Consider the following 14593-nt stretch of genomic DNA (forward strand, 5'->3'; position numbering starts at 1 on the left):
ATTCCATAAGTGTGAATAAAGCATACTGATGTATTTATTGTTAATAAATGAATATAATCAGATGTAAACATAACAAAAAACAAATGTGAGTGGCAAAGTGAATTCAAACAATAAGTTAGATAAAAGAGACCTGCGAAGATTAGAGCTTTTTTGTGAAATTGTTGAGCAAGGTGGCATCAATCAGGCGGTCGCAAGCACTGGTATTAGCCAACCTGTGCTGAGTAATCAGCTTATTGCCTTGGAAAAAAGCTTAGAATTAACATTATGCCAACGTGGAAGAAGGGGTTTTAAGCTGACTCACGAAGGTGAGCAAGTGTATAAATATGCGAACCAACTAAAATCGACCTTAACCGACTTCGCTTATAAGTTACGTGGTGTACAGACAGAACTCTCTGGGCATGTGCGAATTGGATGCTTGGATAACACCGTCACTTTGCCCTATAACCCACTTCCTAAAGCGATCGAGACGTTTTACCAACGCAGTAACAGTGTTGAGGTGAGTGTTGATGTCGGCGATTTCACCCAGTTGAATGAGAAGTTAGCAAAGAACCAGATTGATATGATGATAGTGGTTCTAGGGTCACATCAAAAATCAGCGTTTCAACATAAATACCCACTGTTTGAAGAGCACAGTTATCTATATGCGCGCAAGGATCTGGCTGAGAAGATCATGGACAAGGATTTCTCATTGGAGGGCTGTCGTATCAACATGGGCGGCTATGCCAAAGATGAGATGTTCCGATTACTGAATATTGAGCAGTACGATTCCGTAAAGCCTTTTGATGGCTGGCATGTCGAGTCGGGTGTAATTTTAACCTTGGCCGGCACACACCTGAGTTTTTTACCGTCTCACTTAATCGACCGTGGCCATTATGACCAAGCCTTGATTCCGCTTCAGCCCGAGAAATGGAGCCTCAAGAGCCAGTTTTACGTGGTGTTGAAGCAACCTGTGGATTCCCTTTCTCCCGCCGCGCGTGCGTTTTTTGATGAGCTACACCAACCGGAAGCATCGGCTTCAATATAGAGAACTCGTCGCTTCTCAATAGCACTTAAGATACTTTCCTATATACAAAAAATCCTCTGCCAAGACAGAGGATTTTTGCTTTTATGCTTTATGAGTGAAAACTAACGGTTCTCGAAGCGGTTGTAATCCAATAAGCCAAACTCGATCGGTTGGTCTTGTTGATACCAACGATGCACGCGATCACTGAATGGCCAGAACTCGCTAGAACTGCGTCGTACCGCAAACTTGTCTAGCAGCGCCACGTAGTCCTCTTCTGCGTTTAAGTTTTGCAGCGCTTTAACCAGAGCAGGAATCTCGCTCTCCGTTAATGATAGGTAAGCCGCAGGGTAGCTTCCCACAACACCTCTTACGAGGGTTAGGTCATCATTGGCGTAATCACGGTTACCTTCTTCATTAAACAAGCTAGAAATGTTGCTGTGCGCGTTATTGTGAATCATGGTGAACAGTTGCTCTTCGCCGTTTTCGCCTTCAATCATGATCATCACTAATTGTGGTACATGACGCAGGCCTTCTCCCTTAATCAAATTCACTTGATTAAGCAGTGCTTCATTCTTTCTACCAAAACCCGTTTCCACAATCTCAAAGCGATTATCGAGAACAGGTTCGAGCTTATCTTTGATCATATTAAGCAGTTCACGCTTAGGGTTGGCTGTTTTGTAAACCACGCTGGTCGGCTGATCAAAAGGTGCAATGTTTCGCTGCAAGTAGTCACTCAGTTGTGCGCTTTGGTTCTGGTACCAACTAGAGTGTTCAATGTGGCGGACGTCTTTAGGAAGAAGGCTTAAGAAGTTACTCTCACCTTCAAGGCGCAAGAAGTCCATGAACATGCGTGTAATCAGCTGATGGCCAAAGTTGCCGTAAACATCGAAGCCCGCAACGAGAAGATAATGAATACGCTCTAGAAGAGCATAATCAAGAATCCACGCAGTCTTAGGTTGAGTGCCAACTAACCCTTGTGCAACAGAGGCGCTATCGAAGTGCCTAAAGACGGTGAGAGCAGCATTCGGGTTGATACCATCGCCATCCCAAATGATGCTAGTGTCTAGGTTTACGCCACTCTCGAACCATTGGTTGGTGAAGTCTGATTTCGCGTTTAAGTATCGCGCTTGTTGCTTCGCGTATCTTACCCAGTTGGTCACAGGTACGGTGTTGCTTTTTAGCTCACTAGGCAGCTTTAAGTTTTTCTTTTGGCTCGCGTAGAAGGCATTTATTTCTGGTAAATCGGCTTTCTCAGGGTCGATGAAGAAAACCCAAAAACGGTCGTTAATCACGTTCAAGGCAAGTTGACCACGACACACAGGTCCTTTGATGTAGGCCATGATGGTGTTTTGCGCGTTATCTAACATGAAATTGAAGCGCGAGTTTACTGGCAGCGCTTCAAACGAAGTCATTGGGTTAGCTGAAACATCAATATCGTAACTAGGAAGTTGTTTTACGGTGTAATTAACGTCGACAAACCAGCTATTCCACTTTTGTAGACGTTCTTTATTAAGTGCGAAAGGCATGTGCGTTTTGTCGACGATGGTGCCTTGCTCTGGAATCAGACGATAGTAAACACGGTCTACTTTTGGATCGTCATAAGGGCGACGAGTCGTGATGCGCTGTACCGCTTCACCCGGAGGTGTTGCAGAGCGAACAACAGTGAAGAAGCGTGTTGGCTGAGCTAAATCAGAAAAATAGACATGAGATAAAAACAGGTGCTCATAGATGTAACGTGCTGAAAGTTGGCTCTTATTATCACTCTTATTTAAAAAGCTTTCGTAGACATTAACGAGCTCTTGCTCTGCATCATTTAGCGGAATATGGTCGTTCATTAACGCGCCATTTTCCAACCAACTCATTAAAGTCGCGTATTCGGATTTATCTAAATTCGGCATCCCATAAGGCATCCCCCAAGTTGGGTAATCTCTCTCGTATTGAGCGTACTCTTCAATCGTTGGGCACTGTTGGTCGCGATCGATTGAAAAGTCGAAACCTTCAAGCTGGGTTTGATCGGGCAGAGGGTGATTCTCTTTCTGGATCAACATACGAGAAACAAGACCAGCATCGAGGTTAGCCGTTGAGTTCTGCATTCGCTCATTGAGGACTGGATGAAAATCCGCATCGCGCCACTCTTGCGTGGTTAACGCATCTTCAAACAAGCGAGTAGGGGCTGATGCCGTCAAGCGGGTGCCTTGATAAACGAGTGCTTTGCTCGCGCCTCGGTCTATGCCTTCCACTGAAGACATTTTGAGTTGGCAAGGGGCATCATAACAAGCGTGACAAACCACGCATCGGTGATCAATGATGGGCTTTACTTCGTCAATGAAGTGCTGTGCTTGAGCCGAAAGAATAGGCGCTTGGCGGTCGCGAACTTGTTGTTTACCAAACAGCTCGTCGAAGTTTAAACCCGCGTAGACGGCACAACCTGAGAAGACGCTAACAAAAGCTAAAATGAAGAGTTTTTTCAAATTCATACGTATTTAAATATTAGGCATTTTCTATAATTATATCGAAAATGATTGAAAATGCTCATGTTCTAACAATCTTATAGATAAGATCTTGATGGGACTGAGCAACTTATCGAGGTGAGTCACTCACCCGAGGTTGGAATTTAGAGTGTCGACTTAAGGCTTACTGATTGACGTAACAAACAGAGAAGGGGACAGACAATCGCTCAAACTCTTTGATCCAGCGCCACTGGTTGTCTTGCAGTTTATCGCCAGGGCCTTTGACTTCAATCCAATGAAACTCAGCGCCCTTGAATGCAATCAAATCCGGCATCCCAGTTCTAAATAGCTTTAAATCACTCAATATCACCTTGAAGAGATCGACAACTAAGGCATTTGGAATCGAAGCCAAGCTGTGTTCGATGAGTGCCTTAGGAAAATAATTCCAATGAACAAAGGGGTTCGCGATACCTAGCTTTTCATCGTGAGTATCAGGCAAATGGTTCAGCCCATGTTTGGATATCGTCTGAAACACGGCTTCAACCTGTCCGACTCGCTTGTCTACGAAATCTGAATGGTACAGATCCAATGGTCGATGTTGGTATCGATTGATAAAGGCGCCTTCAACGTCTGCGAAAATGACATCCCAGAAAGCCAAACCAAACAAGCCACACAGAAAACTGTTTTCAGAAAAATAGACATCCCAACCTTGGTTCTCAAAATGCTGCTTTACCGCAAGCTCTACTCGAGTTTGGCTGAGGTCTAATTCCAGTTTTATCTCTTTGCAGCTTGGTTTTATAGTTCGTGAAACTTTGTGCCCCTGTTTCCGTAATAGCCTGTCTTCAAGCTTAATCGCGACTTCTAACTCTGACACATCCGATGGAGTAGCTTTTATTTGCGTGACAATGTCACACATTAAGTCTAACTCACCTTGTTTGTCGTAGATGCGCGCAAGTCGTTCTCTGCTTGGTGGAAGTGTAGATTGCTTGAACCAAAAGACAGCTTGGGCGTTTAGGTTTAACCTTTCTAGATCGCGAGCAATATCATTGAGCAAACGCGATCGTTTTCTGGCAATGCTTCTGTGTTCTGATTCTTCAGGAATCGAATTTAAAAGCAGTTCCAGAAACTCGCCATCTTTGCGGTCACCTTCTGAATACAAGCGTTGAATATCGCGCATCTGGAGTAATTGATTGAGTTGATCTCTAGAAGTGAAGAAGCGGCGTTGCTTACTTAGTGGGTAGTTCTCAAAGGTGTTGAGCCCAAGGTCGCTTAACACGAACTGGCTTAAGTCTTGATAGGTGTTAGCAAAGAATAGCAACAGTAATACATCAATCACTTGAGATTCGATGACGTAAATACAGTCAAAAGTTAGGTTTTGAAATTGATCAAAAGGTTGCTGATCAAGCCGTAACAACAGATCATCTTTCTTGGCAGTTCTATGGCTCTTAAGGGCGGGGAATACATTCAACAGCTCTGGTTTGGTGAGTAAGTGCAACCCGAGATCGACCTCATTAATGGCGAGGTCATGCTGTTCTTCGGGATGACTCAACCCAATGAAGCCTGATCTGCTTAGCTCTTGCAGTGCGGTCTTTAGATCAGGGATCTCAACATAGTTGAGTTTATCGCTGCGAAACCAACGGCCTTTACGAGAAAGCAAACGAACCATTAAGCATTGGCTTGAAACAGAAAGGCGTTTGTATGCGGACAACCAACGACATTCATCGTCACTCAGAAGATCGGGGTAGAGCGTTTGAGCGTGTTCAACCAGCCGATTGAAGTTGTCGAGATAATAAGTAGGGGAGAGCTGAACAGTGGTTTCGGTCGTCAATGGAGAAGTCGCTTGATACAAAAAGAGCCTAACCCTAAGGTTAAGCTCTTCAGTAACAAATTCAATCTTTTCTGTTGATTAAGCTTGCGATGCTTTTAGTTCAGCAACTTTAGCTTCAGAGATTGGCTTAGTGATGATTGCTAGAACAATACACACTGCCATCATAACTGCAGAGATTGTGTAAGCTAGGCCGTAACCTTCGCCGTTTGACATTGAGAAGCCAACAACTGCTGCACCGATAGCGCCGCCAATACCCCATGCCGTGTAAAGTACGCCGTAGTTAGTACCGTAGTTTTTCAGGCCGTAGAACTCAGCAGTCAGAGTTGGGAATACTGCTAGAAGCGTACCGTAACCAACAGCTGCGATAGCCGTACCAATGATTAGCGTGAATTCAGAGTTGAACGTAGCGAATAGAGCCATGTTCGCGCCTTGAAGGATGAACGCTAGAAGTAGAGTACGTACACCACCGATTTTATCTGCAAGCATCCCTGCAGCAACACGGCCGCCTGAGTTGAATACTGCAAGGATAGACGCTAGGTAAACTGCGTTTGGCAGGTTAGCTTGAACGCTAGCAATCGTAGTGATGTTACCGATGATCATTAGACCAACAGATGCAGCGAATGCGTACATGATCCATAGAGAGTAGAACTGAGGAGTCTTCAGCATTACTTTCCAAGTTAGGTCTTCAGTCTTCTTAACCGCTTTAGGAGCTTGGCCGGCTTTTACTTTAGGCTCAGCTGGCGTGTAATCCGCTGGTGGGTTGTTGATTGTTGCTGCTAGAGGTACTGCGATTGCAAGTACACCAACACCAAGAATCATAAAGCTAGTTTGGATACCCATGCTGTCGATTAGCGCAGAAGTTACTGGTGCTAGGTAGATAGCTGCAAGACCGAAGCCTGCTGCGATAAGACCGTTAACCATACCTTTCTTAGAAGAGTGGAACCACTTCATTGCAGATGGAGAAAGACATGCGTAACCGAAGCCGATACCAGCACCTGTCATAATACCGAACGTGATGTTCAGCATCATAGGCGTTGTAGCGAAACCAGAAGCAATCATGCCTAGGCCTGTTAGAGCCGTACCTAGGATTAGGATCTTACGTGGACCCATACGGTCTTGTAGGATGCCTGCAACAAGAAGACAAACAGAGAATGTGATAGTTGCAATAGCGTAAGGAGAAGATGCTTCAGCAGCACTCCAACCAGCTTCAGTTACTAGCGCTTTGTTAAATACACTCCAAGCATACAGGATGCCAAGACAAAGGTTGATACAGAAGCCTGCTAGCAGGATACGTGTTGCTTTATCAATCTTGCTCATTTTTATTCTCAGTTTTGTCATCGGTTAGTGGAGAGCCACTTAACTAAAGACGGGTTATTGTGATTGTTTCTTCAAAATTAGTTTGCGTTTATCAACAGATAGCGCAAAAGAGCGCGGATTATAACCAATAAAAATGTGATTGGAATCTCTTTTTCCATTTTCGGTAAATTAAATTTAGTTTGTTAATGAGTTGTTTTTTATTGGTTTTTAAAATGTATTCAACACCTTTCTGTTTTGTTCTTTTTCGCTCTGTTTTCTTATTATTTCAGGGATTTTGAGGTGATGGTTTTTGAATAGACACGTATTCCGTGCGGATATCACAGAGTTACAAATAATTTTAATTAATTTCCAAGGTTAAAATTGTGTAACAAAATAAATCGAAATAGCGCTTTGTTCATATGAGACAAGGAGTAACGGAGTTTTATTAAAAACAGAATGTTACGTAATTGTTAAGGGTGCTTTTTGTTAGCACCTTTGCTTACATTTTGTTCGATTGGAGGGGTTGTGTTGTCCGTAAAAAGTGGGAAAATAGTACGCAAACTGAGATTCCAAATTTGAAAGGATGCGTTTCCAACTTATGGTGAGGCGAGTATTATGAAACTGTTTTTAATTTTATTGATGTCAATTTCTGGTGGTGTAGCGGCAGCTGACCATATTCACTCTTTCCTATTCGGCTTCTATGTTGCGGCTCTAGCAGTTGGTAGTTGCTACTGGCTTGCATTCCGCAGTACGCGTTTCCCACAGTTGGCATTAGTGCTATTGATGTGTGGCTTTTTTGCGAAAATTGCAGTGACTGTTATCGGTGTTTCTTGGGGTATCTCGAACGATATCATTCAATCGCCGTTCATTTTCTCATTGTCATATCTGTTTTTCTTAGTGGTCGTGTCTTACGTTTGGTTTGCGTACCGCGATAAACTGATGATGAAAAAGCGCGCTAAGCAGGTAGAAGAGTCTCGCAAGCAAGCGGCAGCATAATTCTATTTGATTCTTAAAAAGCCTTCTTCGGAAGGCTTTTTTGATCCTGCCTATCTGAACTCTATTATTTGGTTATGACGGCAGATAAAAGAAACCCCAGCATGGTGACATGCTGGGGTTTCTTGTTATTTATCTATTATCTACCAGTTACCATCTACCAAAGGCAACTCTGAAGGTGTGTTACTTCTTCATCATCTTGGCGAGATCGGCGAACGGGTTGTGTGTCGCTGACTGATGATCATCTAAACTCGCTTTTGCATCCACACCATAACGCTCATGGTCAGTGTATTTTGAATGCTCATGATCGTGACAGTACAGGCACAGTAGCTCCCAGTTGCTGCCATCTTCAGGGTTGTTTGTATGGTCGTGATCCACGTGGTGAACGGTCAGCTCTCGGAGGTTTGAGTAAACAAATTCACGCGCACATTTACCACAAACCCAAGGGTACAGTTTTAGTGCTTTTTCACGGTAGCCTTTCTCTTGGCGAGCATACGCTGCACTTGAACCTGTGAAATCAGAAGACATTGCCAAATCCTTATCAATTGTAATATCCCGATTTTATCACAGCTTTCTTGAAGCTGTCGGTATGTCGTTCGTAAATCATTGTTAAATGATGCGGGGGATTTTGCGATATTAGACTGAAGTTTGAATACGGACTTATCTTTTACACACTAACGCTAAAGCGGGTTATGTCTTTCTGGAATAAGCCATGCTTAACAGTTTGAAAATAAATCGTATTCAGGGGTTTTAACCGCAGACATGTGACCTAATATCAGTTTGTGAGACCCTATATTAATAAGGAAATATCATGTCAGAACAATACACTCCGCCAAAAGTTTGGGTTAACGATACTGCTGGTGGTAACAAATGGGCAAACATCAATAGTCCTGAATCTGGAGCTCGCTTTGATAAAGAGCTTCCTGTTGGTGACCATGCTTTTCAATTGTATTCTCTTGGCACACCTAACGGTCAAAAAGTCACTATTTTGCTGGAAGAGTTGTTAGCGGCGGGTGTTAAAGAAGCTGAATATGATGCGTACTTGATCAACATCGGTGAGGCTGATCAGTTCTCTTCTGGCTTTGTTGGCGTGAATCCAAATTCTAAAATACCAGCACTTGTCGACAAGTCTGGTGACGAAGACGTTAATGTTTTCGAATCGGCATCTATCTTGATGCATCTAGCAGAAAAATTTGGTCACTTCTTACCAAAAGAAGGGGCAGCAAGAACACAAACCATTAACTGGTTGTTCTGGGCACAAGGTTCTGCGCCATTCCTAGGTGGTGGCTTTGGTCACTTCTACGCTTACGCGGATGAAAAGCAAGAGTACCCAATTAACCGCTTTGCGATGGAAGCTAAACGTCAGCTAGATGTGTTAGACAAACAGCTCGCAAATAACACATTTGTGGCGGGTGACGAGCTAAGCATCGCTGATATCGCGATTTGGCCTTGGTATGGCAACCTTGTGCTAGGCAAAATCTACGATGCAGCCGAATTCCTGCAAGTAGAGTCCTATACCAACGTCATACGCTGGGCGAAGCAGCTAGAAGCGCGCGAAGGCTTCCAACGCGGCCGAGTGGTTAACCGTTCATTTGGCGAAGAGTGGGAGCAAGTACCAGAGCGCCATTCTGCAGAAGACATTGACCGAGTTTTAAAGCTTAAGCCTTAGTTCTTTTTTGAACGTGTTTTTGGCAGATATACCCTATCGGTCTTAATGTTAATGGCTAATTGAAACGCCATATCTCAATCGAGATATGGCGTTTTTCCGTTTTAAGGTAGGGAGAGGTTTTGCAATTGGAATGAGAGTCTCAATTATCACTTTATTCATCTTATTCAATCGCTTATGAGTAATAGTCTTTGTGGTTAAGACAAAAAACAATAGTCATCGAGGTGGAGTAAATCTATAAGATAACGGTCCACTTTAAATTACGACTAACTTCGCTCAATGAAAAAAAACTTAATTGCGTTGGCTATCATATCCACGGCTCTTTTAGGGTGTAATCACGACTCACTAAGCTATAGTGGTGGCCCTGATACGGTTCCTCCAACAGATATTGTACCACCAGCGGACATTCTTCCTCCGACAGATATTGTACCACCAGCGGACATTCTTCCTCCGACAGATATTGTACCACCAACGGATATTCTTCCGCCGACTGACATTATTCCACCAACAGATATTATTCCCCCAACAACTTACATCGGTTCACTGTTGTCGAGCGGGGCGTTTGTTTCTGGAGAGGTGTACTGTGACGGCATTCATCTTGAAAACGGAACGTTCAGTGTAAAACAAGGCGTGAGTTTTAGTTGTACCTTGGGTCACCTTACCTTAGGTGATTTCACTGCTCCTTTCCCTGAAGTTACCGAAAGCACGATTTCAAATGACACGCTTCATGCGGCATTTGAGTTGACAGAATTACATGGAGACAACGTTACTAAGGTACTCGAATCAATTGATGTTTGTGAGACTGAAAGTGCTATCTGTTTAAAAGAACTGGATGCTTTTGATATTGAGGATGTGTTCTCGCAACTTGATGATCAAGATGCTGTCGATGCGTACTTTTCTTCGAAAGAAGAAGAATCTACAGATGAAGTAGGTAAGGCTCCTAGTTCACACGTAGACACAACTGTTGTTCCTGCGGTTGACCCTAATGCGGACAATAACCTTAACGCTGGTTTTGTTTCTGCAGACGCAGAGTCTACCTATGCTTATAAGCCAAGTGTTGAAGGCAAGGTGTTAACTCGCAGTAAGCTTACAGATGCTAATGGTACGCCGATTTCTGGGATCAGTTTCTTTTCGGCTAACGCGACGGGCGTGACGGATGAAGAGGGAACCTTTGAGTACCTGTGGGGCGACAGAATTGTTTTTGGTATTGATACGTTTGAGTTTGGCTCCATTACGGGTAATCAGATTGCTTATAAATTGTCTGATGTGACCAATAATGTGGTAGAGAAAGCGAATATCCAGTCATTACTAGAGCGCTACGCGGTTGATCATGTAAGTTATTATGAGATATCTGAAGAAGTCCAAGATACCTTTTCAAAGTACCCTAACGTTATAAATGAGTTGATCAACCTAACTCTGCCAAATGGGGGGCTGATAGAGGGTACAGACTTCGAACTTCCTAATGAGTTTGTTGGTCAGTTTAGCCAAGGGTTAACAGCAGTCATTGATGAGCAGCTGCGCCAAACGCCTCAGTTTATGGATTATGTTCGTCAACCTGCCGTTTTATCTATGGATTCTGGTCAGTATGTTACAGATTCTCTGCAGCAAATCTTCCACAACGTCACCACATTCCATGTCTTCAATGACAATGGTAGCTTTTACGGTGCGACGGGTTATACCCGCGGTATGCGAGCTCTGAACATCTCGAACAGAGCCTTCCCTGTGATGATGCCAAGAACTGATAAAAACCGTGAGCTTTATTTTGGCGAGCAACAGGCTTGGACTCGTGAAGGTAAGCCTTACATCGCACAACACCCAAGCATCTCGATGCCTTCGATCCCTTTAGTTTCTGAAGACAACGCGACTTATGGATTTCCATTCGTTACTGCAGGCGAGATAGGCAAAGGTAAAGTCGTGTTCATGGGCAATGGCTTATATCCAAGTATTCTGTCATGCCCAGAGAATTATTGGGCGAATCGCACATTACACATCGATAGCAACAAACAACAGTGCACTGTTTCGACGTTTGAAAACCTACTGCATGATGACCAAGGCAGCATGAGGCTGTTTTTCTCGAACTTGTTTGAGTGGTTCAATAATGGTTTGCCTATTGCTGGGATGAATGCAGTCACCAATATTGACCAAGCTTATTCGGCTTATCACCACTCCACAATGGGTAAGCAGTACACGTTTTTTGTTAGTCCTCAGTATGGTTTTGCATCAGTAGAAAAGCGTGGTTCAGGTGACTTTGATGGTTTGAATGCGAGCACTACGCCGATTTTGATCCTTCAGGCATACCCACCTAAGTTGGTTCAAGATGGCATGACTAACCAGTTTGTCGCTGACTTGGATAACCCGAATTTAAGCCAAGACGATATTACGGCTCTTATTAACTATGTTAATGACGGTGGCAATATCTTGTTTATGGATGCGATTCAAACGACTAACCCTGAACCTATAGGGCGCTTGGCGGATGCCGCAGGTGTATCTCTTGGCGGTGAAAACGTTACGCCGACAAACCAAGCTTTCTGCAGTAGCTCTTATTACTGCCAAGCACCGTATCCAAATCTTCACGTGAAGAGCCAAAAGGAAATGGTGGTTCTTGAGCGTTTTCAAGATAACCAAGGGGAGCCTCCATTCACGGTAAATCAAGATGGTACGGTTGAGTGGATTGAAGATGAATCCAAAATCAAATTTGAAATCCCGACTTATGAGGTTGTTAAGTTAGACGTTGAAGGGAAGCCAGTGCTTGATGCGTCTGGTGTAACCGTAATGGAGACAAAATCCGCACGTATCTTTGTTGAATCGGCAGAAGAGCGTGAAGCGGCGATCAAAGAACTGCAATCTGCATTTGATGGAACTGATCTTTGTACAAACGATTATGAATACGAATTTAACTGTATTGAGACTCGTTCTGGAGACGGAATTACTGTTCGTGGTGCTTATCATAGAGCCGATTTCGACCGCTATGAAGTAAGTGAAGCTGTTGTTGGTAGCATGGTGAAAGCAGCAAACTTGGGCACTAACTTTACAGCGCTTTACGAGCACGAGATTTACTATCGAACAAAAGGTACTCAAGGTAAACGCCTGTCTAACAGTGAATTGAATCAAGCGTTTGATAACCTGTCTGTTTGGATGTGGAACGACAACGCATACCGTTTTGAAACAGACATACAAGATGAGTTGGGGTTCAAGCAAGCTGTTCAGTTCCTAAACTGTTATACCGAAGGCTTACATCAAACAGACACAATGGATGCACAGTGTCCTGTTGACCTAAAAGCGTCGTTAGTCGCTAATGGAATGATTCATGGCGAAGGTGAGTTATCTGGGCAGTTGAATCCGAGCTATCCATTAAATTACATGGAGAAACCTCTGACTCGTATCATGTTGGGGCGCTCATTCTGGGATCATGAAATCGTTGTCGATACCACAATGTATCCGGGTCGAACTTCGGGGGCATCCTCATCAAGTACGGTAATGATTCAAACCAACGGTAAAGCAGTGACGTATTCGGCAGGGAATAATCAATCTACAGGTCTGTGGGCACCTCAATTACAAGAAGTAACCATTGAAGACGGAGTGGCAGCTACGATTACCGTGATGATGGCGGATGATCTTACAGGTAAGCCGAATCACGAAACGAGCTTGAAACGTCCTCCACGTATGCAAACCAGCTACGATTACAATGGTTCGAGCTTAAATTTCAAAGCCCCTTATGGCGGCCTGATTTATATTCAACCGAAAGTAAAAGAGCTTGGTGAAGTTTCGTTTAGCATTGATGGCGCGTTAAAAGCGGCTTGGTGGAAAGAGGGGGAGTGGATTAACTCTATTCAATCGGCAGAGGCTCCAATTGCAGAAATCGATACGGGTTCATTTATTTATACGACCCCAATCAGGAATCTAGAATCCGCTGATTTGAACCAATTCACAACTGATATGAATCGATTCGCCGAAGCGGCAAGTGACTTCTACGGGCGTGATGAGAAACAAAACGATGGTTTACACCGTAGGTTCACTTATCCAGAACTGAAGGCGTTCCGCCATCGTTTTGTGAATGACGTGCAGATTTCGATTGGTGCTGCTCACTCTGGCTACCCAGTGATGAACTCAAGCTTTAACGCAAATCGGACATACATTCCAACCAACCCTGTGAACGACTGGCTGTTGTGGCATGAGGTGGGTCATAACTTAGCATCAGCTCCTTTCCTAGCGGCTGGTAGTACAGAAGTGACCAATAACCTTCTTGCGTTGTATATGCAGGAGTTAGAGGGGCGCAATGCAAACCCTGAAATGGATCGCATTAAATCGGATATTAAGAAAGCACCTAAATGGCTAGAGCTTAATAATGAACATGGTTGGTCACATGGTGATGCAGGTTTACGATTAGTTATGTTTGGTCAACTAAAAATCTGGGCAAAATCGAACTTTGCAATTGATGATTGGTATACACGCGGCGCAAGCCAATCTGATGTGTATGGTGACGATGAAGGCTGGAACATGTTCAAACTTATGCACCGTAAAGCTCGAGGTGATACAGAGGGTGATGTGGTTGAAAACTATTGTAGTGCCAAAGATACTGGGCTAACCGGTGGCGACTTAATGATGGTTTGTAGCTCCTACGTTTCCAATTATGACTTAAGTGATTTCTTTGTTGCTTGGAACGTGGGCGAAACTTCAATGACTAATGCTGATGGCACGAAGTCTTATAGTGGCGGAATTAGCTCTAAAGGTCTTAGTGCGGTTGAACAATTAAAACTAGAGAAACCAAAGAACAGTCCTTTGAATGTTGATTCAATTTACTAACGCTAATTATTGCTAAAGCATTTTATAGCTTAAAAACAAACGCCACACTTAAACTACGTGTGGCGTTTTTGTTGCAATGCTCTAGAAATTTCAGCTAGATCAGTCTTCTACATGATGTTTAATACTTCGGCTGCCATTGGTTGGCTGTCCTTGCTAGAGAAAGCAGGTTAAACTGTTCGCATCATAATTCTAAAGGATGGTGCCATGTACCACGGTCATATCTATTTCCCTCTGCGTTTTGCAGAGCAGGCAGAAACACTGCGTCAGAAAATTTTATCGGAACGTAAAGATGTATTAGAGGTTTTCCCATTAATACAGCGTTTGATTGGCCCACATAAGATGCCGATGTTTGAGATTCACTTTGCTAACAAAGAGTCGGGTATTGTTGAATGGCTTGAGCAAGAGCGCGGTGATATGTCGGTGCTTATTCACCCGGTAACTGGTGGTGAAGAAACTTTAGATCACACAGTACGTGCGACATGGCTTGGTCGTGAACTGGGTGTTTTTGAAGAAACGCTAAGTAGCTAGGGCGTGTTGATCTTTGCTGTACATTT

General features: G+C 43.7%; 9 protein-coding genes. 5 read left to right on the forward strand and 4 right to left on the reverse strand.

All coding sequences use genetic code 11. The features are described 5' to 3' along the window. Positions 1-85 precede the first annotated feature (85 nt). Positions 86-1024, forward strand: a complete 939-nt coding sequence (locus tag OCV19_RS17180; protein ID WP_065675816.1) for a LysR family transcriptional regulator — start codon at positions 86-88, stop codon at positions 1022-1024. A 101-nt stretch (positions 1025-1125) separates the two neighbouring features. On the opposite strand, the gene OCV19_RS17185 is transcribed toward OCV19_RS17180, so the two are convergent. The 3 genes from OCV19_RS17185 to OCV19_RS17195 all read right to left on the reverse strand — a co-directional run bounded on the left by OCV19_RS17185 (position 1126) and on the right by OCV19_RS17195 (position 6598). Beyond that, positions 1126-3480, reverse strand: a complete 2355-nt coding sequence (locus OCV19_RS17185) for a fatty acid cis/trans isomerase (RefSeq protein WP_065675815.1) — start codon at positions 3478-3480, stop codon at positions 1126-1128. A gap of 157 nt (positions 3481-3637) precedes the next feature. Next, positions 3638-5302, reverse strand: coding sequence for a VRR-NUC domain-containing protein (locus OCV19_RS17190; RefSeq protein ID WP_065675814.1), 1665 nt, complete (start codon positions 5300-5302; stop codon positions 3638-3640). A gap of 57 nt (positions 5303-5359) precedes the next feature. Further along, a complete protein-coding gene (locus OCV19_RS17195; RefSeq protein ID WP_019825796.1) occupies positions 5360-6598 on the reverse strand; it encodes an L-lactate MFS transporter in 1239 nt (412 codons plus the stop codon). Between the two features lie 594 nt (positions 6599-7192). Between OCV19_RS17195 and OCV19_RS17200 the strand changes: the two genes are divergently transcribed. Then, complete coding sequence (locus OCV19_RS17200; RefSeq protein WP_065675813.1) at positions 7193-7573, forward strand: NADH:ubiquinone oxidoreductase; 381 nt, start codon at positions 7193-7195, stop codon at positions 7571-7573. Between the two features lie 180 nt (positions 7574-7753). Here the strand turns inward: OCV19_RS17200 and OCV19_RS17205 are convergent, their stop codons facing one another. After that, positions 7754-8098, reverse strand: coding sequence for a YajD family HNH nuclease (locus tag OCV19_RS17205; protein ID WP_017060876.1), 345 nt, complete (start codon positions 8096-8098; stop codon positions 7754-7756). 283 nt (positions 8099-8381) lie between these two features. Here OCV19_RS17205 and yghU point away from each other — a divergent pair, with 283 nt between their 5' ends. The 3 genes from yghU to OCV19_RS17220 all read left to right on the forward strand — a co-directional run bounded on the left by yghU (position 8382) and on the right by OCV19_RS17220 (position 14567). Then, positions 8382-9239: a glutathione-dependent disulfide-bond oxidoreductase gene (gene yghU, locus OCV19_RS17210; RefSeq protein WP_065675812.1), complete on the forward strand. Its 858-nt coding sequence runs from the start codon at positions 8382-8384 to the stop codon at positions 9237-9239. Positions 9240-9515: 276 nt separating this feature from the next. Continuing rightward, entirely contained in the window at positions 9516-14039 is a 4524-nt protein-coding gene (locus OCV19_RS17215) for an SslE/AcfD family lipoprotein zinc metalloprotease (protein ID WP_065675811.1), read from the forward strand. A 204-nt stretch (positions 14040-14243) separates the two neighbouring features. Continuing rightward, the gene (locus tag OCV19_RS17220; RefSeq protein ID WP_065675810.1) at positions 14244-14567 is read left to right on the forward strand and encodes a DOPA 4,5-dioxygenase family protein; all 324 of its coding nucleotides are present in this window, start codon (positions 14244-14246) and stop codon (positions 14565-14567) included. The last annotated feature ends 26 nt before the right edge of the window (positions 14568-14593 follow it).

Source organism: Vibrio celticus (assembly GCF_024347335.1).
In the GTDB taxonomy this organism is placed as follows: Bacteria; Pseudomonadota; Gammaproteobacteria; order Enterobacterales; family Vibrionaceae; genus Vibrio; species Vibrio celticus.

Coding starts and splice junctions, on each gene's coding strand:
- OCV19_RS17220 (WP_065675810.1), top strand. CDS start 14,244: ATGTACCACGGTCATATCTATTTCCCTCTGCGTTTTGCAGAGCAGGCA.
- OCV19_RS17205 (WP_017060876.1), bottom strand. CDS start 8,098: ATGTCTTCTGATTTCACAGGTTCAAGTGCAGCGTATGCTCGCCAAGAG.
- OCV19_RS17215 (WP_065675811.1), top strand. CDS start 9,516: ATGAAAAAAAACTTAATTGCGTTGGCTATCATATCCACGGCTCTTTTA.
- OCV19_RS17185 (WP_065675815.1), bottom strand. CDS start 3,480: ATGAATTTGAAAAAACTCTTCATTTTAGCTTTTGTTAGCGTCTTCTCA.
- yghU (WP_065675812.1), top strand. CDS start 8,382: ATGTCAGAACAATACACTCCGCCAAAAGTTTGGGTTAACGATACTGCT.
- OCV19_RS17200 (WP_065675813.1), top strand. CDS start 7,193: ATGAAACTGTTTTTAATTTTATTGATGTCAATTTCTGGTGGTGTAGCG.
- OCV19_RS17195 (WP_019825796.1), bottom strand. CDS start 6,598: ATGAGCAAGATTGATAAAGCAACACGTATCCTGCTAGCAGGCTTCTGT.